At 61.0% G+C, this 18,232-nt stretch carries 19 protein-coding genes; 9 read left to right on the top strand and 10 right to left on the bottom strand.

Going from position 1 to position 18,232, the window contains the following annotated elements; all coding sequences use genetic code 11:
- Nucleotides 1–225 precede the first annotated feature (225 nt).
- A complete protein-coding gene (gene tal / locus BOP93_RS07870; protein ID WP_104502163.1) occupies nucleotides 226–1,152 on the top strand; it encodes a transaldolase in 927 nt (308 codons plus the stop codon).
- A 196-nt stretch (nucleotides 1,153–1,348) separates the two neighbouring features.
- Here the strand turns inward: tal and rssC are convergent, their stop codons facing one another.
- Nucleotides 1,349–1,831 (bottom strand): anti-sigma factor antagonist RssC, encoded by a 483-nt coding sequence (rssC, locus tag BOP93_RS07865; RefSeq protein WP_017848891.1) that lies wholly within the window; start codon nucleotides 1,829–1,831, stop codon nucleotides 1,349–1,351.
- On the bottom strand, nucleotides 1,831–3,012 hold the full coding sequence (gene rssB / locus BOP93_RS07860; RefSeq protein WP_104502162.1) for a two-component system response regulator RssB: 1,182 nt from the start codon (nucleotides 3,010–3,012) through the stop codon (nucleotides 1,831–1,833). Before rssB ends, rssC begins: the two co-directional genes overlap by 1 nt.
- Nucleotides 3,013–3,288: 276 nt before the next feature.
- Here rssB and BOP93_RS07850 point away from each other — a divergent pair, with 276 nt between their 5' ends.
- A complete protein-coding gene (locus tag BOP93_RS07850) occupies nucleotides 3,289–3,585 on the top strand; it encodes a PilZ domain-containing protein (protein WP_104502160.1) in 297 nt (98 codons plus the stop codon).
- A gap of 62 nt (nucleotides 3,586–3,647) precedes the next feature.
- Here the strand turns inward: BOP93_RS07850 and BOP93_RS07845 are convergent, their stop codons facing one another.
- On the bottom strand, nucleotides 3,648–4,286 hold the full coding sequence (locus tag BOP93_RS07845; protein ID WP_370671219.1) for an MlaA family lipoprotein: 639 nt from the start codon (nucleotides 4,284–4,286) through the stop codon (nucleotides 3,648–3,650).
- Between the two features lie 247 nt (nucleotides 4,287–4,533).
- Here BOP93_RS07845 and BOP93_RS07840 point away from each other — a divergent pair, with 247 nt between their 5' ends.
- Nucleotides 4,534–5,142, top strand: a complete 609-nt coding sequence (locus BOP93_RS07840) for a phosphatase (RefSeq protein WP_104502159.1) — start codon at nucleotides 4,534–4,536, stop codon at nucleotides 5,140–5,142.
- 111 nt (nucleotides 5,143–5,253) lie between these two features.
- Nucleotides 5,254–5,520, top strand: a complete 267-nt coding sequence (locus tag BOP93_RS07835) for a DUF4404 family protein (RefSeq protein WP_104502158.1) — start codon at nucleotides 5,254–5,256, stop codon at nucleotides 5,518–5,520.
- A gap of 137 nt (nucleotides 5,521–5,657) precedes the next feature.
- Here BOP93_RS07835 and queF read toward each other — a convergent pair whose 3' ends face one another.
- On the bottom strand, nucleotides 5,658–6,488 hold the full coding sequence (queF, locus tag BOP93_RS07830) for an NADPH-dependent 7-cyano-7-deazaguanine reductase QueF (RefSeq protein WP_104502157.1): 831 nt from the start codon (nucleotides 6,486–6,488) through the stop codon (nucleotides 5,658–5,660).
- 66 nt (nucleotides 6,489–6,554) lie between these two features.
- Entirely contained in the window at nucleotides 6,555–7,067 is a 513-nt protein-coding gene (locus BOP93_RS07825; protein ID WP_104502156.1) for a cupredoxin domain-containing protein, read from the bottom strand.
- A gap of 257 nt (nucleotides 7,068–7,324) precedes the next feature.
- On the opposite strand from BOP93_RS07825, the gene BOP93_RS07820 reads away from it, so the two are divergent.
- Together BOP93_RS07820 and BOP93_RS07815 are read left to right on the top strand one after the other, a co-directional pair.
- Nucleotides 7,325–8,005, top strand: coding sequence for a heavy metal response regulator transcription factor (locus tag BOP93_RS07820; protein ID WP_065932318.1), 681 nt, complete (start codon nucleotides 7,325–7,327; stop codon nucleotides 8,003–8,005).
- Nucleotides 8,002–9,357 (top strand): heavy metal sensor histidine kinase, encoded by a 1,356-nt coding sequence (locus BOP93_RS07815; protein ID WP_104502155.1) that lies wholly within the window; start codon nucleotides 8,002–8,004, stop codon nucleotides 9,355–9,357. The genes BOP93_RS07820 and BOP93_RS07815 overlap by 4 nt, the downstream gene beginning before the upstream one ends.
- A gap of 117 nt (nucleotides 9,358–9,474) precedes the next feature.
- On the opposite strand, the gene BOP93_RS07810 is transcribed toward BOP93_RS07815, so the two are convergent.
- From BOP93_RS07810 to BOP93_RS07800, 3 genes are all read right to left on the bottom strand, one after another.
- Complete coding sequence (locus tag BOP93_RS07810) at nucleotides 9,475–10,719, bottom strand: lipoprotein-releasing ABC transporter permease subunit (RefSeq protein ID WP_104502154.1); 1,245 nt, start codon at nucleotides 10,717–10,719, stop codon at nucleotides 9,475–9,477.
- A gap of 61 nt (nucleotides 10,720–10,780) precedes the next feature.
- A complete protein-coding gene (gene lolD, locus BOP93_RS07805) occupies nucleotides 10,781–11,464 on the bottom strand; it encodes a lipoprotein-releasing ABC transporter ATP-binding protein LolD (protein ID WP_167400612.1) in 684 nt (227 codons plus the stop codon).
- Between the two features lie 7 nt (nucleotides 11,465–11,471).
- On the bottom strand, nucleotides 11,472–12,722 hold the full coding sequence (locus tag BOP93_RS07800; RefSeq protein ID WP_065893540.1) for a lipoprotein-releasing ABC transporter permease subunit: 1,251 nt from the start codon (nucleotides 12,720–12,722) through the stop codon (nucleotides 11,472–11,474).
- A gap of 94 nt (nucleotides 12,723–12,816) precedes the next feature.
- On the opposite strand from BOP93_RS07800, the gene BOP93_RS07795 reads away from it, so the two are divergent.
- Both BOP93_RS07795 and BOP93_RS07790 read left to right on the top strand, forming a co-directional pair.
- The gene (locus tag BOP93_RS07795) at nucleotides 12,817–13,395 is read left to right on the top strand and encodes a PilZ domain-containing protein (protein WP_065886350.1); all 579 of its coding nucleotides are present in this window, start codon (nucleotides 12,817–12,819) and stop codon (nucleotides 13,393–13,395) included.
- A 44-nt stretch (nucleotides 13,396–13,439) separates the two neighbouring features.
- Nucleotides 13,440–14,162: a glycerophosphodiester phosphodiesterase gene (locus BOP93_RS07790; protein WP_065893538.1), complete on the top strand. Its 723-nt coding sequence runs from the start codon at nucleotides 13,440–13,442 to the stop codon at nucleotides 14,160–14,162.
- A 42-nt stretch (nucleotides 14,163–14,204) separates the two neighbouring features.
- On the opposite strand, the gene sthA is transcribed toward BOP93_RS07790, so the two are convergent.
- A complete protein-coding gene (gene sthA, locus BOP93_RS07785) occupies nucleotides 14,205–15,599 on the bottom strand; it encodes a Si-specific NAD(P)(+) transhydrogenase (RefSeq protein ID WP_043047489.1) in 1,395 nt (464 codons plus the stop codon).
- 215 nt (nucleotides 15,600–15,814) lie between these two features.
- Here sthA and BOP93_RS07780 point away from each other — a divergent pair, with 215 nt between their 5' ends.
- Nucleotides 15,815–16,348 (top strand): chalcone isomerase family protein, encoded by a 534-nt coding sequence (locus tag BOP93_RS07780; protein ID WP_104502153.1) that lies wholly within the window; start codon nucleotides 15,815–15,817, stop codon nucleotides 16,346–16,348.
- Between the two features lie 155 nt (nucleotides 16,349–16,503).
- Here the strand turns inward: BOP93_RS07780 and BOP93_RS07775 are convergent, their stop codons facing one another.
- Nucleotides 16,504–17,967 (bottom strand): glyceraldehyde-3-phosphate dehydrogenase, encoded by a 1,464-nt coding sequence (locus tag BOP93_RS07775; RefSeq protein WP_104502152.1) that lies wholly within the window; start codon nucleotides 17,965–17,967, stop codon nucleotides 16,504–16,506.
- Nucleotides 17,968–18,232 lie beyond the last annotated feature (265 nt).

Genomic DNA, 18,232 nt, shown 5'->3' with positions numbered 1-18,232 from the left:
TTGGGTGCTGTGTGTGTCAGGGGAGGTGTTGGTGGCTGTGGAGGCGCTATCGGGCAGTTGGGTTGAACCTGCCATCGATTCTGGCCTCCTATGGAGCAGTACGGTCGGTATTTAAACGGCTGTTTTCAGGTTGTTGCCCCGCGCAAACGACCTAACGCATTTGCGCCCTTGAGCGCCTGCCAGCGCTCGGGTAATGTCAACAGACCCACAGGACAGAGCACGCCCATGACTTCCAAGCTGGAACAACTCAAGCAATTCACCACCGTCGTAGCCGATACCGGCGATTTTTCTACCCTCGCCAAGCTCAAGCCGCAAGATGCGACCACCAACCCTTCCCTGCTGCTCAAGGCTGCGTCGATCGCAGGCTATGCCAAGCTGCTGGATGAATGCGTGCAGGACTGCAATGGCGATGTTGGCCTGGCCAGTGACCGGTTTGCGGTGGCGGTGGGTCAAGAGATTCTCAAAGTTGTGCCGGGCCGTATTTCCACTGAGGTGGATGCCCGCCTGTCGTTCGACGAAGACGCGATTCTCAAGCGTGCGCACCGTCTGATCGATCTGTACGACAAAGCCGGCGTTAGCCGTGACCGTGTGCTGATCAAGATCGCTTCTACCTGGGAAGGCATCCGTGCCGCCGAGAAGCTGGAAAAAGAAGGCATCCAGACCAACCTGACCCTGCTGTTCTCCTTCGCCCAGGCCGTGGCCTGCGCTGAAGCGGGTGTGTTCCTGATCTCGCCGTTCGTGGGCCGTATCTACGATTGGTACAAGAAGGCCAACGGCAACGACTACACCGGTTCCGATGACCCGGGCGTGCAGTCGGTGATGCGCATCTACAACTACTACAAGGCCAACGGCTACAAGACGGTGGTGATGGGTGCGAGCTTCCGTAACCTGAGCCAGATTGAAGAACTGGCCGGGTGTGATCGCCTGACCATCAGCCCGGACCTGCTGGAGAAGCTGGCGGCGGATGACGGCAAGCTGGAGCGCAAGTTGTCGCCCGGCCATGCCGGTGAGGCGCGGGTGCATATGACTGAAGCGCAGTTCCGTTGGGAATCCAACGAAGATGCGATGGCGACTGAGAAGCTGGCAGAGGGGATTCGTCAGTTTGCTCGGGATCAGGAGAAGCTGGAGGCGTTGTTGTCGGCCAAGCTGTAAAAGCGCAGGCAGCAAAAAGGGCGGCACCTGAGTGGGTGCCGCCCTTTTTTGTGGGCGCCGGTTTCAAGCCTGTCATGGATCAACTGTGGGAGGGGGCTTGCCCCCGATGGCAGGGTGTCAGTCAGCTTATTCATAACTGACACAGTGCTATCGGGGGCAAGCCCCCTCCCACATTTGAGCGCATTTCAATTGGGGATCAGTGGCGCTCGAGGGCGTTGACCAGGTCGTGGAAGGCTTCGCGGTTGGACTCGTTCAGGCCCATCAGGATCTTGTGTGCTTCAAGCACCTTGATCCGCACGATTTCCTCGGACTGGTCCTGCGACGGCAGGTCGGTCAGGCATTCCGGGCAGGGGATCGGGCGGTCAACGATGTTGAACACCTGATCAAAACCCATGGACTGCAGCAGACGGGTAATGTCTTCGTGGGTGGTGACCACCGTCGGCAACAGGCCGACCTTCTGCCGCGACAGAATGGACAATTTGGCCAACAGGCCCAGGGTGGTGCTGTCGATGCTGCGGGTTTCGGTCAGATCGATCACGATCGCCGAGAAGTTCAGCGCTGTGAAGATCCGCTCGATCGTCGCATCCAGCGCCGAACACAGGGTCAGGCGCACTTCACCGACAAACTTCAGGACAAAGGTCCCGTCTTGCTCGGCGAATTGGATTCTTCCGGTACTCATCAAAGATTCCTGCTCAACACCAATAGGGCGATATCATCCGGCATCTCCCCTAGCGTGGCCAATCCAAAAACCTGCCGCAGACCATCCAGGCTGCCGCCCGCCGACTTGACCTTTTGGGGCAAGGCGGCTTCTTTCTCTTTAAGTGTAGGCTCTGGAAGGAGGTCCAGGATGCCGTCGGACATCAGCGTCAGGCTGAAGGTCGGCGGCAGTTCCAGGATGTGGTCTTCATAGGTGGCTTCATTGAACAAGCCCACCGGCAGGCCACGCCCTTCCAGGTAACGCACACTGTCAGGAGTGTACAGAACAGGCATCGGCAGGTGACCGCCAATGCTGTAGGTCAAAAGACCGGTTTCTTCATCGATCACGCCGCCAACCATCGTCACGTGCTTGCCCAGCTTGCAGCTGATCAGGCCCCGGTTGATGTGGCCCAGCACCTCGGAGGGGGTGAATTCCGGCAAGGTGCCATTGCGCTTGGATTCAAACAACAACCGCGTGGTCATGAACTTCAACAACACGGTGACAAACGCAGAGGATGCACCGTGGCCGGACACGTCGGCCAGGTAGAACGCCACGCGCCGCTCATCCACACGGAAATAGTCGACAAAATCCCCCGACAGGTACAACGACGGGATGATCTGGTGCGCGAACTGGAAATCGTCGATGGTCCAGGGGCTCACCGGCAGCATGTTCATCTGCACCTGGCGACCGGCGTTCTGGTCTTCCTGGAGCAGGTTCAGGCTGGCTTCGAGCTCGCGGTTGGCGGTCTCGAGCTTATCGCGGTAGCGCTGGTTTTCCTGAAGCAGGCGTGCACGGTCCAGGGCGCGGCGCACCGAGTGCTCCAGCACCGCCAGGTCTTCCAGGGGTTTGATCAGGTAATCGGCGGCGCCCAGGCGCAAGGCTTCAACGGCGTCATTCATGACCCCGGCCCCGGACACGACAATCACCGGCGTCTGCGGAGCAAGCTCGGTCACCTGGCGAATCAGCTCGAGGCCGCCCATCTGGGGCATGCGCAGGTCGCAGATCACGAGGTCGGGCTGGTCGCGCTCGAATACCTGGAGACCCTGTTGGCCGTTGCCGGCCTGCAGGACGCTGAAGCCACTGTCTTCCAAATAGGCCGCGAGGCTCGCGCGCACTACTTCGTCGTCATCGATTATCAGCAGCGTGGCACTGGTTTTTTGCATGTGGGCAAACGGCGCCAGAATTAGGTTGGCGTAGGTGGCTCGACAATGGCCGGGCTCACGTACTGGATTCGCTTTCTAGCCTCTCTGTCCTACAAAGCATTGGGATTTATCCAATGCACAACCGTAAAGCAGAGGTGCCCTTCTAAGGCGCAGACGGTACTCCCATCCGTGAGGGGTTTCAAGCTCATGCCGATGGTCGCCGAACGTCTTTACACCGCAAATCACCGGGAGTTATAAGAACGTTCATCACCACAACCCAAAGTAAGGATGGATGCTGTGAGCGAACATGAGCGCGACTACGCGGAAAAACGCGACTTCATCCGCATGCGGGTGGATGCCGATGTGTCCTTGATCCACGCCGGGCAGGAAATTGCAGGGGTCTGCGTGGACCTTTCCAGCTCCGGCATGCAGGTGCAGGCACCTCGCCAGTTCAGCGTCGGTGACTTGCTTACCGTGCGCATCGATTCGGAGCACGCCGCACTCAGGGGTCTTGAGGCTGATACCGAGGTGGTGTGGGCCAAGGCCGTAGGCGATGAGCAGCAGCTGGGCCTGAAGATTTTGAAAATGCGCTGATCCACGCGCACAAAAAAGGCGACCGTTCAAAGGTCGCCTTTTTCATTTCAAAACGTCACAGCTTAAAAGTCGTCGACAACCTTGCCGTCCTTGACCTTGAACTCACGGTTCTGCAGGTAAGCGTTACGGATAAAGGTGTACTTGTCGCCGCTGATCAGCTTTTCGCTGTCGAGCAGGCTGGCACGGGTGTCGACCACATTCAGGCCAAAGGTGCTGTTGCGCCAGCCGATGTCGTTCATGTAGCGGTACGGTTGGGTGTAGCTGTCCACGTATTTGGACGGCGCATCACGCAAGGTGCTCGGGCCCATCAACGGGATCATCACGTAGGGACCGCTGCCGACGCCCCAGTAGCCGAGGGTCTGGCCGAAGTCTTCATCGCTGCGCTGCAGCCCCATTTTGGTGCCGACATCGATAAAGCCCAGCACGCCGAACGTGGTGTTGACCAGCAGGCGGGCCGTGTCGACGCCAGCGTTGTGCGGCTTGAGTTGCAACACGTTGTTGGCCAGGTTGCCGACATCGCCGATGTTGCGGAAGAAGTTGTGAATGCCGTCCTGCACCAATTGCGGGGTGACGAACTGATAGCCTTGGGCGATTGGCTTGAGGGCATAGGTATCAACGGTGTCGTTGAAGGTGAAGATCGGGCGGTTGACGCTTTCCCATGGATCATCTTCTGTCGCGGCCTGGGCGGCGAACGGTGCCATTAGGACGGTGGCACACACCGACAACTGAGCGAAGTACTGGCTCCAGCGCATAGCTTTTGCTCCTTGAATAGTCTGTCATGGGCGCTATGCCCTGAATAAGGCGGCCAGTATATGACGGAAGTGTGGATTTAGGCAGCTGCAAGGAAACGACTTTCATAATTTGCACAAAATTCCTACAAATACGCGCCGATGTCATCCACCTGTCATGCCGCCCCGATAGCGTTGCAGCTATTTCAGGGACGTTCAGATGCCACATGCCGAGATCGCCGTTGCCACTGCCCCCGCGCTGACCGCCGTGTTGTTTGGCCTGAGTGGCTGCCTGGTGGATTTCGGTTCCCAGGCCCGGCGCGACTCACCCTCCCCCGACTCCCAGGCCACACCCGGCGCGCTGAAAATCCTGCGCAGCCTGAAGGAGCAAGGCGTGCCCTGCGCCTGGCTGGATGAACTGCCGCCCTCTGTCACCACGCCACTGGCCGCGACCCTGCCCGCGTGGGTCAAGGCCGCCTCACCCTCCACCATCCGCTGGCCGGCGCCCCACGCCTGCTGGCAAGCCTTGATGGAGCTGAACATCGATCGCCTGGACGGCTGCGTGCTGGTCAGCGGCGAACCGCGCCTGCTGCAATCAGGCCTGAACGCCGGGCTGTGGACCATTGGCCTGGCCTCCTGCGGCTCGCTGTGCGGCGTGGCGCCGGAGCAATGGCAGGCACTGAGCGAAAAGGAACGCGAGCACAAGCGCGGCAAGGCCACCGTGGCCCTCTATGGATTAGGCGTGCATTCGGTGATCGACCACCTCGGTGAGCTCGACACCTGCCTGGCCGACATCCGCCTGCGCCGCCTCAAAGGCGAGAAGCCCTGACAAGGATCATGCACAGTTGGCGCCAGTGGATTAATCTACAGGTCAGTTCGTAGACCTTTCACGGCGCGCCGCGGTCTATGCCAGTGCCTATCGATAAAAGGAAAGAATGTCATGCCTGATCGCAAAAAACTGGAAGAACAGGTCGAGATCCTGCGCGGGCAGCTGGAACAGGAACCGCCGCTGCCGGAAGAAAAACGCGAAGCGCTGGAAGCCTTGATCGCCAAGTTTGAAGTGCAACTTGAACTGGAGCCGGCCACCCAGTCGCCCAGCATTTCCGACGACGTGAATCAAGTGGCCATAGAGTTCGACGCTGAACACCCGGTCATTTCCGGGACATTGCGCAATATCATGATCACCTTGGGCAACATCGGCATCTAACCTGCCCGCGAGCCAAGCGCAGATCCAAATGTGGGAGGGGGCTCGCCCCCGATAGCGGAGTGTCAGTCACAGCATCTGTGTCTGAAACCCTGCAATCGGGGGCAAGCCCCCTCCCACATTGGGTTTTGGGTGCAGGCTTATTGACGCGCCAGGCGCACGTTCTGGAACGCCGCATCCTCGGTGCTGCGATACGGGTTGATGTCCAGCCCGCCCCGGCGCACATACCGCGCGTACACGGTCAGTTTCTGCGGTTTGAGCAAGCGCTGCAGGTCCAGGAAGATGCGCTCCACGCACTGTTCATGGAAGTCCGAGTGCTGACGGAAGCTCACCAGGTACGCGAGCAGGCTGGCGTGATCCAGCGCCGCACCGCGGTACTCCACCACCACACTGCCCCAATCGGGCTGGCTGGTGACCGGGCAGTTGGATTTGAGCAGGTGGCTGTGCACGCTCTCTTCCACCACACGCAAGTCATCACAGCGCAACAGTTCCGGGCGCGGATGTTCGTAGCTGCTGACGTTGATATCAAGATCATCGATGCATACGCCCGGCAACGCCATCACGCCTTGCGCCTCGATCTCGGCCAGGCTGCGGATGCGCACGCTGACCGGCTTGCCGGCGGCGGCGCTGAGGTCGTTGCGCAGGGTCTCTTCCAGGCCATGGGTGTCGGCGAACGCGGTCTGGTTCAACGAATTGAGGTACAGCTTGAAGGACTTGGACTCGATGATGTTCGGCGAGTCGGCCGGGATGCTGAACTCACCGATGGCCACCACCGGCTTACCGGACGGCAGCAACCAGGACAGTTCGAAGCAGTTCCAGAAATCCACACCCTTGTAGGGCAGGGTCTCGGCGCTCAGGCCCAGCTCGGCCCACTTGGCCGCGCGAGGGATCGGGAACAGCAACGAAGGGGTGTACGTGGAGATGTATTCACTGGACTTGCCCAGCGGCGAATGTTCGGCTGCGGGATGCATGGCGGAAACCTGGCTAAATAAACCGCGCCAGTCTACCAGCCTTTGCTCCCGCCCTTAAGGAACGCCTTACTCAACGGTCAGCGTGCCGACCATGCCCGCCTGGTAATGACCGGGAAGATTGCAGGCGAACTCAAGGCCGGTGGCCTTGCTAAAGGTCCAGGTCAGCTCGGCGGTTTTGCCGGGTTCGACCAACACGCTGTTGGGGTCATCGTGCTTCATCGCGCCATGCTCCATTTTACTGTGGTCCATGGTCCCCATACCGGTCGCCGTGAGCATGCCGCTGGCCTGCATCTGCAACATTTCCTTCTGATGTTCGGCGTGCATGGCCGCGTCGCCAAGGTTGAACTCATGCAGCAACCGGCCTTTATTGACCAACACAAAACGGACCGTCTCACCGGCCTTGACGTCGAGGGACTTGGGCGAGAAGGAAATATCCTGCAGCGTCACCTCCACCGTACGCGTGGCTTTGTCAGCCGGCGCCGGTTGGCCAAACGCGTAGGTGCGAGACGCATCAGCCAATGCATTGAAGCTCAACGCCAGCAGGCAGCCCGCCAGCAACAGGGGTGTACGCAACGCCATCTTTCTTCTCCAAAAATACATAACCCGCTTGGGCAGCACTCTAAGATAAGCCCGCTGCCAGCGAGCTGACTGCTAGATTACAACTTTGTCAGGTTACCCCGTTGGCGCGCTCAGCCGCTTATTGTGGTAGGAGCGAGCTTGCTCGCGAAGAACATCAGCACGCTGCGTCAAGCCAGAGAGTACGCGTTATCGTTGACGTTTTTCGCGAGCGAGCTCGCTCCTACAGGGAAGCGTCCATCCTTTGCCAAGAGCCTTACATGAAACTGCTGATCGTCGAAGACCAACCGAAAACCGGCCACTATCTGCGCCAGGGCCTGGCCGAAGCTGGGTTTACCACCGAGTTGGTGGCCGACGGCACCAGCGGCCAGCACCTGGCGCTGACCGGCGACTATGACTTGCTGATCCTCGACGTGATGCTGCCCGGTCGTGATGGCTGGCAAATCCTGCAAGCGGTGCGCAGCGCCGGCCTGGACATGCCGGTGTTGTTTCTTACCGCACGCGACGCGGTGGAGGATCGCGTGCACGGCCTGGAGCTGGGCGCCGACGATTACCTGGTCAAGCCCTTCGCCTTCTCCGAGCTGCTCGCCCGCGTGCGCAGCCTGTTACGGCGTGGTGGCAGCGCGCCGCAGGACACCCACCTGCAACTGGCCGACCTGCGCCTGGACCTGATCCGCCGCCGCGTCGAACGCAGCGGCCAGCGTATCGACCTCACCGCCAAGGAGTTTTCCCTGCTGGAACTGCTGCTGCGCCGCCAGGGCGAAGTGCTGCCCAAGTCGCTGATCGCCTCACAGGTGTGGGACATGAATTTCGACAGTGACACCAACATCATCGAAGTGGCGATCCGCCGCCTGCGCCTGAAAGTCGACGATGCCTTTCCCAACAAGCTGATCCACACGGTGCGCGGCATGGGCTATGTACTGGAGGAGCGCTTCACGTGATCCAGCGCCTGTCCCTCGCCAGCCGCCTGGCCCTGCTGTTTGCCGCGTGCACCGCCGTGGTTTCGCTGCTCGCCGGCGTGTTGTTCAACCACGCCAGCGAGGCGCACTTTATCGAGCTGGACCAGCAGCAATTGGACAGCCGGCTGGTGACGCTGCGCAACACGTTGCAGGGTGTCGACTCGCCGCAAGCCTTCGCCCGACGCGAACCCCAATTGCGCGCCGACCTCAACCATCAACCCGACCTCACCTTACGCATCACCGCGGCCGGCCAGCGCTGGCTTGACCAGGCTCCCGGCGTGGCGTTGCCCGAGGCACCCGGCCTGCACAGCCTGCAGCAGGCCGGCACCGCCTATCGCGTGTACAACGCGCCCTTGAACCCCGGCCAAACTGACTCAGCGCAGTTGACCCTGATACTCGACATCACCCACCACCAGCATTTCCTGCAACGCATGCAGCGCTTGATCTGGCTGACCGTCGGCCTCTCGGCCCTGGCCACCGCGCTGCTCGGCGCCTGGGCGGCGCGCAGCGGGCTGCGACCCTTGCGGCGCATGGGCGAAGTCGCCGCCGGCGTGTCCGCCCATTCCCTGACGCAACGCTTGCCGCAGCAACAGATGCCGGCCGAACTGGCGGAGTTGGCGCAGACCTTCAATGCCATGCTGGGCCGCCTGGACGACGCGTTCCAGCGCCTCTCGGCCTTCTCCGCCGATATCGCCCACGAACTGCGCACACCGCTGTCGAACCTGCTGACCCAGACCCAGGTCATCCTCACCCAGCCGCGCCCACTGGAGGATTACCGTGAAGCGCTGCACAGCAACCTGGAGGAATTGCAGTGGATGGCACAACTGGTCAACGACATGCTGTACCTGGCCAAAGCCGACCACGGTTTGCTGAACCCCAGGCGCGAGCCGTTGGCACTGGCTGATGAAGTCGAGGCGTTGCTGGAGTTTTTTGCACTGCTGGCCGAAGACGCGCAGGTTTCGCTGGTGTGCGAAGGCCGTGCCCACGCGGCCGGTGATCGCGGCATGTTGCGCCGGGCCTTGTCCAATCTGTTGGAGAACGCACTCAGGTTTACCCCGGCGGGCGGCGAAGTGCGGGTGCGCCTGGCAGACGATGAGCGCGGCGTGAAGCTGACGGTGGAAAACACCGGGGAAGGTATTTCGAAAGATGTGTTACCCAAGCTGTTCGATCGCTTCTACCGCGCCGATCCGGCGCGGCGCGAGGGCAGCAGCGAGCATGCGGGGCTGGGGCTGGCGATTACCCAGTCGATTGTTCGGGCGCATGGGGGGAGGATTTACTGTGAGTCCGAGGCGGGGTGGACGCGGTTTGTGATTGAGTTGCCCAAGGGAGATTGATGCAAGCTGGACCGGCCCTATCGGGGGCAAGCCCCCTCCCACAGTGGACCCCATTTACTCAGGAGAAATGAGGTCAAAATGTGGGAGGGGGCTTGCCCCCGATGGCGGCCTCAAACGCTACGAATACCTGAGCGCATGCGCCGGCTCGATCTTCGCCGCCCGATACGCCGGATAAATCGTCGCCAGGAAGCTCAGCACAAACCCCGCCGAGCAAATCAGCAGCACATCGCCACCTTGCAGTTCGGAAGGCAGGTTGCTGACAAAATACACATCCGAACTGAAGATATGCTGCCCGCTCACCCGCTCCATCCAGCCCACCAGTTCGCTCACGTTCAGCGCCGCAATCACGCCCAGCACGCCGCCGATCAGGGTGCCGACCACGCCGATCACCGTGCCCTGCACCATGAAGATCGCCATGATCTGCCGAGGTGTGGCGCCGATGGTGCGCAGGATCGCGATGTCGGCGCCCTTGTCGTTCACCACCATGATCAAGGTGGCGATGATGTTGAAGGCGGCCACCGCGACGATCATCAGCAGCAACAGGCCGATCATGGTCTTTTCCATCTTCATCGCACTGAACAGGCTGCCCTGGGTGTGGGTCCAGTCGTCGGCCTTATACGCCGCGCCGAGGCTGGCGGCGATGTCCGCCGAAACCTTCGGCGCCGCGTACAGGTCGGTCACCGCCAGGCGCACGCTCTGCACCTGGTTGGGTTGCCAATGCTGTATTTCGGCCGCATCGGCCATGTTGATCAAGGCCATGGAACCGTCCAGCTCGGCGCCCACCTTGAAGATACCCACCACGTTCAAACGCTGCATACGTGGGGTAATGCCGCCCGGCGCGGTGCTGATTTCCGGCACGATCAAGGTCAGTTTGTCGCCCACATTGAGGCGGAAGCGGCGTGCGGTGATGTCGCCGATCACCACACCGAACTCGCCGGGTTTCAGGTCTTCCAGTTTGCCGCGCACGATGTGCTTGGCCACGATCGACACCTTGCCTTCCTGGGCCGGGTCGACGCCGCTGATCTCAATCGGCTGCATCGCGCCCTTGTAGGAGAACATGCCGTCCATCTGTGTGAAAGGTACCGCCGCCGTCACTTGCGGGTTCTTCATCGCGGCAGCGGCCACCGGCTGCCAGTCATCAATCGGCTTTACGCCGACGATGGTGGCGTGGGGCACCATGCCAAGGATGCGCGAGCTCATTTCGCGCTGGAAGCCATTCATCACCGAGAGCACCACGATCATCGCCAAGACGCCCAGGGCGAGGCCGATCATCGAGGTCATCGAGATAAACGAGACAAAACGGTTGCGGCGTTTGGCGCGGGTATAGCGCGTGCCGATGAAAATCGATAACGGTCTGAACATTCGCGTGCACCGCCTGAAAAAATAAAAAAGCCCGGCCTCGAAAAACCGGGCTTGCAGCCACTCAGATAGCGACCAGATGACCTTCCTGCAAATGCAGTACGCGGTCCATCTGACGTGCCATGCTCATGTCATGGGTCACCACCAGGAACGCGGTGCGCATCTGGGTGCTCAGCTCCAGCATCAAGTCCTTGATGCCCTGGGCGGTGTGGGAGTCGAGGTTGCCGGTGGGCTCGTCGAGCATCACCAGGCCTGGGTTGTTCACCAGCGCACGGGCGATGGCCACACGCTGGCGCTCACCACCGGACAGCTCGGCCGGCTTGTGCTCCAGGCGATGGCCGAGGCCGACGCGCTCCAGCAAGGCGGTGGCACGCTGGCGCGCCTCGGGGATCGCGGTCTTGCCGATCAGCAGCGGCATGCACACGTTTTCCAGGGCGGTGAATTCCGGCAGCAGGTGGTGAAACTGGTACACAAAACCCAACGAGCGGTTGCGCAACTGGCCACGGGCCTTTTCACCGAGGGCCGAGAGTTCTTCACCGGCCAGCCACACGCTGCCCTGGGACGGCGTGTCGAGGCCGCCCAACAGGTTCAGCAAAGTGCTTTTGCCGGAACCGGAACTGCCGACGATCGCCACGCGCTCGCCCGGGTGCAGTTCAAGTTGCAGGTTGGCCAGCACGACCACCGATTCCGGGCCTTCCTCATAGGATTTGCCCAGGTTGCGGCAGCTCAGGATTGCTTTTTCACTCATGCCCGATTCACTCATAACGTAATGCCTGTGCTGGCTGGGTACGTGCCGCGCGCCAGGCTGGATACAGGGTGGCAAGGAAACTCAGGACCAACGCGGCACCGCCCACCATCAACACGTCCTGGGCCTGAACCTGGGACGGCAAGTAGTCGATGAAGTAGACGTCGGCGTTGAGGAATTTGTGACCGAGCACTTTTTCAAGCAGGGCGATGGCGGCGCTGACATTCAACGCGGCGAGAATGCCGACGGCGGTACCGATCAGGGTGCCGACCACGCCGATCACGGTGCCCTGCACCATGAAGATCGCCATGATCTGCCCCGGCGTGGCGCCCAGGGTGCGCAGAATGGCGATGTCGCCCTTCTTGTCGTTCACCACCATCACCAACGTGGAGATAATGTTGAAGGCGGCCACGGCGACGATCAGCAACAGCAGCAGGCCGATCATGGCTTTTTCCATGCGGATGGCCTGGTAGAGGTTGCCGTGGGTGCGGGTCCAGTCGCGGGCGTAGTACTGGGATTCACCCAGGTGCTGGGCGATTTCCCAGGCGCCGCGCGGCGCGTCGAACAGGTCGTTGAACTTCAGGCGCAGGCCCTGCACCTGGTCCGGCTGCCAGCGGTGCAGGCGCGCGAGGTCAGTGAGGTTGGTCAAGCCGAGGTAGCCGTCGATCTCGCCGGCGCCCACATGAAAGGTGCCGACCACGGTAAACCGCTTCATGCGCGGGAACATCCCGGCCGGGGTCACGGTGACCTCCGGCGCGACGAAGGTCAGCTTGTCGCCAACGCTTACGCCGAGCTTGGCCGCGGCCTTGTCGCCGATGATGATGCCGAAGCTGCCGGGCGCCAGGTCATCGAGCCGGCCCTGCAGCATGAACTTGTCGATGATCGAGACGTTGCGCTCCTGGGCCGGGTCGACGGCATTGAGCAGGATCTTCTGCACCTTGCCGTCATTGGTCAGCAGCCCCTGCATCTGGGTAAACGGCGCAACGGCCAGCACCTTGGGGTTCTGCTTGACCTTGGCGGCCAGGCTTTGCCAGTCGCTGATGGGCGCATCGCCCTCGATGGTCGCGTGGGGCACCATGCCCAGCACGCGGGTGCGCATCTCATGATCGAAGCCGTTCATCACCGACAGCACCACGATCATCACGACCACGCCCAGGGCGAGACCGATCATGGAGGTCAGGGAAATGAACGACACAAAATGATTGCGACGCTTTGCACGGGTATAACGCGTGCCGATAAATACGAAGAGAGGTCTGAACATGTCGGGGCTTGTTCGGAGGAAAAGAAGACGTCCCGGTGGCGGGGTCTGGTCAGCAGCTTTACACTCAGACCATTACCGTTACCTGGGGTTCGCCATGTCGACATTAGATGAAGAAGAGCGCCGCGAATACTACCGTATCGACGACATGATCGCACTCCAAATCAAAAGCCTGTCGGCGCCCGATGCGGCGAGCAAGGAAGTATTGCTGGATGATTCGCCGCTGTTCAATCTGCTCAGCGAATTGCACCTCAGCGAGTTCGAAGCCCAGCACCTGCTGCGCCAAATCAACGAAAAAGACCGCAGCCTGGCGGCGTTCCTCAAAGTGCAGAACAAGCGCCTGGACCTGCTCAGCCAGGTCATGGCCCGCGGGCTGCTCAATGAGGTGGGCGCGCCGCAGCCGGTGATCCTGTCCGAAGGCGGCATCGACTTCCAGCACCCTGCCCCACTGGCGCCCGACACGCACCTGGCGGTCAAGCTGGTGCTGATGCCCCAGGCACTCGGCCTGCTGCTGCGCGCGCGGGTGACCCATTGCAATCCCAAGGGCGACGGCTTTGACGTGGGCACGGAATTCGAATCCATGACCGACGCCCAACGCCAACTGCTGGCGCGTTACATCCTGCAGAAACAGGCCCAGGAACGCCGCCTGGCGCGAGAACAAAGCGACGATCTCTGAATGCGTATTCACGACGCCAGCCATCCTGGCGCAAAGGAGCAACTGTGACCCTGATTTACGGCCATCGCGGTGCCAAAGGCGAAGCACCGGAAAATACCCTGACCAGCTTTCAGGAATGCCTCAAGCACGGCGTACGCCGCTGCGAACTGGACCTGCACCTGTCCATGGACGGCGAACTGATGGTCATCCACGACCCTACCCTCAAGCGCACGGCCGACCGACGCGGCAAAGTCGTCGAGTACTCGGCAGCCGACCTGGTGAAGATGGATGCGCGCAAAGGCGGCCCGGGCTGGGTCAGCCCTTGCCCGATCCCGCGCTTGGAGGAGTTGTTCGAAAAGTGCGACTTCGACCACTGGCAGCTGGAAGTCAAAAGCGCTTCGCGCACCCGCGCCGCCACCACCGTGCTGGCAATCCGCGAGATGGCCGTGCGCTTTGGCCTGATGGACAAAGTCACCGTCACCTCAAGTTCGCGGGAAGTGCTCAAAGCGGCGATTGAACTGACCCCCGACCTGTCACGCGGGCTGGTGGCCGAATACGCCTGGCTCGACCCACTGAAGGTCGCGCAGAACTATAGCTGTGAGTACCTGGCGTTGAACTGGACGTTGTGCACCCCTGAGCGGCTGGAAAAAGCCCAGCGCCAGGGTTTGCATGTATCCGTGTGGACGGTCAACGAACCTGCGTTGATGCGCAGGCTCGCCGACTTCGGCGTAGATAGCCTGATTACAGACTTTCCCGGTTTGGCCACTGCCACCCTCGGGAATTACTGAAATCGGTCTCCCCGGCCGGCTCAGGCCACCGGCCGGAGCCGCTCAAAAAAGCCGGTTGAGGCCGTCGTAGGCCGCTACCCGATAGGCTTCGGCCATGGTCGGGTAGTTGAACGTGGTGTTGACGAAATACTTGAGCGTATTCAGATCACCCGGCTGATTCATGATCGCCTGGCCAATGTGCACGATCTCCGACGCCTGGTAGCCGAAGCAATGTACGCCGAGCACTTCCAGGGTTTCGCGGTGGAACAGGATCTTCAGCATGCCTTGCGGCTCACCGGCGATCTGCGCACGCGCCATGCTCTTGAAGAACGCCTTGCCCACTTCGTACGGCACCTTGGCCTTGGTCAGTTCGTGCTCGTTCTTGCCGATCGAGCTGATCTCGGGAATGGTGTAGATGCCGGTCGGCACGTCGTTCACGTAGCGCCAGCTGCCGTTGTCGACGATGCTGCCCGCCGCCGAACGGCCCTGGTCATGGGCGGCGCTGGCCAGGCTTGGCCAGCCGATCACGTCACCGGCGCCGTAGATGTTGGTCACGCAGGTGCGGTAGTTCTCGTCCACCTCGATCTGGCCACGGCTGTTGACCTTGACCCCGATGTTTTCCATGCCCAGCTTGTCGGTGTTGCCGGTACGGCCGTTGCACCACAGCAAGGCGTCGGCCTTGATCTTCTTGCCGGACTTGAGGTGCAGGATCACCCCGTTGTCCAGGCCTTCGACGCGCTCGTACTCTTCGTTGTGGCGCACGGTGATGTTGTTGTTGCTGAAGTGGTAGCTCAACGCCTGGGAAATTTCCGAGTCGAGGAAGCTCAGCAACTGGTCACGGTTGTCCACCAGTTCCACCAGTACACCCAGGCCGCTGAAGATCGAGGCGTATTCGCAGCCGATCACGCCGGCGCCGTAGATGATCAGCTTGCGCGGGGTATGGCCCAGGCTCAGGATGGTATCGCTATCGTAGATACGCGGGTGGTGGAAATCGATATCCGCCGGGCGATACGGGCGCGAGCCGGTGGCAATGATGATGTGCTTGGCCACCAGCTTCTCGACCACGCCGTTGGCGCAGACCACTTCGACGGTCTGCTCGTCGGCGAAGCTGCCGGTGCCGAAGAACAGGTCGACGCGGTTGCGGGCGTAGTAGCCGGTGCGCGACGCGACTTGCTTGGAGATGACTTTCTCGGCGCTTTTCAACACGTCCGGGAACGAGAACCAGCGCGGCTCACCAATCGCCCGGAACATCGGGTTGGTGTTGAATTGCATGATCTGGCGCACGGAGTGACGCAACGCCTTGGACGGGATGGTACCCAGGTGGGTGCAGTTGCCGCCGACCTGGCGACGGCTGTCGACCATCGCCACCTTGCGCCCTGCCTTTGCAGCGTTCATCGCCGCGCCTTCTCCAGCCGGGCCGGAACCCAGTACCACCACGTCGTAGTTGTAGACAGCCATGCGTACTCCTCAGAACAGGCCAGGCGTACGGTTGGACGCCTGGCTAAATCATGCCGCGGCCAGCGGGCATGAAGGACAATTTGGCTCAAGTGTGTGAACCGGGGCACAGTCTATATAAGGCTCAACGCCGCGCACATTAACCCTTGGTCGCGTCGTAGGCCAGTGTTGCCATACTAACAGGGCGCAAAGCAGCGTCGATTCAAGGATCAGCCATTATGCGACAACTCTTTATCGGTTTGATGCTGATGCTGTCGATCACGGCCCAGGCCAGTGATACGGACCGACTCAAGCAGGCTGGCTTCCCCACGCAGGTCGAGGGGTTGGCGCTGAAAAACCAGGCGGTGCTCAACTATCTCTGGGCGGATGTGTATGCGGCGGCGCTGTACGCGCCGGCTGATCTGACCGCAAAGCAAGCCTGGGACCAACAGAAAGCGTTGCGCCTGGTGCTGTATTACTTTCGCAACATCGATCGCGCGGATGTGATCAAGGCGGCCAGCGCCACCCTGGAACGCCAGCAAACCAATGCCGGCTTGAATCCGGAGATAGCCAGGCTGCACGCCCGATTCCGGGATATTCGTAGCGGTGACCGCTATGCCCTGGATTTTCGCCCGGGCCGGGGTTTGAACCTCGAGATTAATGACCAGGTGGTGTTCAGCAGTAGCGATGATGCGCTGGCGAGGGCTTACTTGGGTATCTGGCTGGCACCTGAAGGGTTGTCTGATGAGTTGCGCGGCCAGTTGCTGGATTGATGTGTCGGCTGCAGCACCGCCATCGGGGGCAAGCCCCCTCCCACAGTTTGATTTGCGAACACATACCAATGTGGGAGGGGGCTTGCCCCCGATGAGGCCCTCCAGGCACAAAAAAGCCCCGAACCAGTCGGGGCCTTTTCATTCAACACTCAGGCTTAGCGCGGAAACGCCGGCGGGTTGACCCCAGCCATGTCTTCCATCACGCGAACCACCTGGCAGCTGTAGCCGAACTCGTTGTCGTACCACACGTACAGCACAACGCGGTTGTCCTGGCTGATGGTCGCCTCGGCGTCCACCACACCGGCATGGCGCGAGCCGACGAAGTCGGTGGACACCACTTCCTGGGAATTGACGAAGTCGATCTGCTTGTGCAGATCGGAGTGCAGCGCCATGTAGCGCAGGTACTCGTTCATCTCTTCACGGGTGGCGGTTTTCTCAAGGTTCAGGTTGAGAATGGCCATCGACACGTTCGGCGTCGGTACACGGATCGCGTTACCGGTCAGCTTGCCGGCCAGTTCAGGCAGGGCCTTGGCGGCAGCGGTGGCGGCACCGGTCTCGGTGATCACCATGTTCAGCGCGGCGCTGCGGCCACGGCGGTCGCCCTTGTGGAAGTTGTCGATCAGGTTCTGGTCGTTGGTGTACGAGTGAACCGTCTCGACGTGGCCGTTGACGATGCCGAACTTGTCATTCACAGCCTTGAGCACCGGCACGATGGCGTTGGTGGTGCAGGACGCGGCGGACACGATCTTGTCGTCAGCGGTGATTTCGGCATGGTTGATGCCGTGCACGATGTTCTTGAGCTTGCCCTTGCCAGGCGCGGTCAGGACAACGCGGTCGACACCCGGGCAGGCCAGGTGCTGGCCCAGGCCTTCGGCGTCACGCCATACGCCGGTGTTGTCCACCAGCAGCGCGTCCTGGATGCCGTACTGGGTGTAATCCACCTCGGACGGGTTCTTCGCGTAGATCACCTGGATCAGGTTACCGTTGGCGGTGATGGTGTTGTTTGCTTCGTCGATAACGATGGTGCCGTTGAACGGACCGTGTACCGAGTCGCGGCGCAATAGACTGGCGCGCTTGGTCAGGTCGTTCTCGGCGCCTTTGCGCACCACGATGGCCCGCAGGCGCAGGCCGTCGCCGCCGCCGGTTTTTTCGATGAGGATGCGCGCCAGCAGGCGGCCGATACGGCCGAAGCCGTAGAGCACCACGTCGGTGCCTTTGCGGGCAGCGGCGCTTTGCTGGCCGATCACCTCGGCCATTTGTTCACGCACGAACTGCTCGGCACTGCGACCGGCGCCTTCCTTGCGGAATTTGTAGGCCAGCTTGCCCAGGTCGACCGAAGCCGCGCCGAGCTTGAGCTCGCTCATGGCCTTGAGCAACGGGAATGTTTCGTGGACGGAGAGTTCGCTGTCGTCGGCAGAACGGTGGCGCGCAAAGCGGTGCGCCTTGAGAATCGCGATGACGGACTGGTTGATCAGGCTGCGGCCATAGATCGAGCTCACCACATTGTTATTGCGGTACAGCTGACCGATAAGCGGAATCATCGCTTCAGCGAGTGCTTCACGGTCGATCCATTCACCAAGACACTGGTCGGGCTTCTGAGTCACGGGAACCTTCCACATGTAGGGGCTGAAAAAAGGGGCTACATTATGTCGCCCGACTGACCGTTGAGCAATGCGCTACAGGCAACAAAAACCCCTTGCAAAAAAATACCACCGCGCTACAGCCCAGGAAATACGCGGGTTCCAGAAGACCATTCGTTTGACAAGCAGGCCGACTTGTCCGTAACCCTCCTAAACATTCGCGCATTTTGGCACTACATATTGAGTCAAAACCCGCGATTGTTTGTCTTAGCCACTACATTTCCAACAAACCGTAATAGGCACA

Source organism: Pseudomonas orientalis (assembly GCF_002934065.1).
Taxonomy (GTDB): domain Bacteria; phylum Pseudomonadota; class Gammaproteobacteria; order Pseudomonadales; family Pseudomonadaceae; genus Aquipseudomonas; species Aquipseudomonas orientalis_A.
The sequence above is the reverse complement of the archived record's forward strand: the minus strand, read 5'-3'. Positions and strand labels throughout refer to the sequence as shown.

Coding starts and splice junctions, on each gene's coding strand:
- sthA (WP_043047489.1), bottom strand. CDS start 15,599: ATGGCTGTCTACAACTACGACGTGGTGGTACTGGGTTCCGGCCCGGCT.
- lolD (WP_167400612.1), bottom strand. CDS start 11,464: ATGAGTGAAAAAGCAATCCTGAGCTGCCGCAACCTGGGCAAATCCTAT.
- BOP93_RS07845 (WP_370671219.1), bottom strand. CDS start 4,286: ATGGCACCGTTCGCCGCCCAGGCCGCGACAGAAGATGATCCATGGGAA.
- BOP93_RS07810 (WP_104502154.1), bottom strand. CDS start 10,719: ATGTTCAGACCGTTATCGATTTTCATCGGCACGCGCTATACCCGCGCC.
- BOP93_RS07835 (WP_104502158.1), top strand. CDS start 5,254: ATGCCTGATCGCAAAAAACTGGAAGAACAGGTCGAGATCCTGCGCGGG.
- rssC (WP_017848891.1), bottom strand. CDS start 1,831: ATGAGTACCGGAAGAATCCAATTCGCCGAGCAAGACGGGACCTTTGTC.
- BOP93_RS07820 (WP_065932318.1), top strand. CDS start 7,325: ATGAAACTGCTGATCGTCGAAGACCAACCGAAAACCGGCCACTATCTG.
- tal (WP_104502163.1), top strand. CDS start 226: ATGACTTCCAAGCTGGAACAACTCAAGCAATTCACCACCGTCGTAGCC.
- BOP93_RS07795 (WP_065886350.1), top strand. CDS start 12,817: ATGTCGACATTAGATGAAGAAGAGCGCCGCGAATACTACCGTATCGAC.
- BOP93_RS07800 (WP_065893540.1), bottom strand. CDS start 12,722: ATGTTCAGACCTCTCTTCGTATTTATCGGCACGCGTTATACCCGTGCA.
- rssB (WP_104502162.1), bottom strand. CDS start 3,012: ATGCAAAAAACCAGTGCCACGCTGCTGATAATCGATGACGACGAAGTA.
- BOP93_RS07780 (WP_104502153.1), top strand. CDS start 15,815: ATGCGACAACTCTTTATCGGTTTGATGCTGATGCTGTCGATCACGGCC.
- BOP93_RS07825 (WP_104502156.1), bottom strand. CDS start 7,067: ATGGCGTTGCGTACACCCCTGTTGCTGGCGGGCTGCCTGCTGGCGTTG.
- BOP93_RS07775 (WP_104502152.1), bottom strand. CDS start 17,967: ATGTGGAAGGTTCCCGTGACTCAGAAGCCCGACCAGTGTCTTGGTGAA.
- queF (WP_104502157.1), bottom strand. CDS start 6,488: ATGCATCCCGCAGCCGAACATTCGCCGCTGGGCAAGTCCAGTGAATAC.
- BOP93_RS07840 (WP_104502159.1), top strand. CDS start 4,534: ATGCCACATGCCGAGATCGCCGTTGCCACTGCCCCCGCGCTGACCGCC.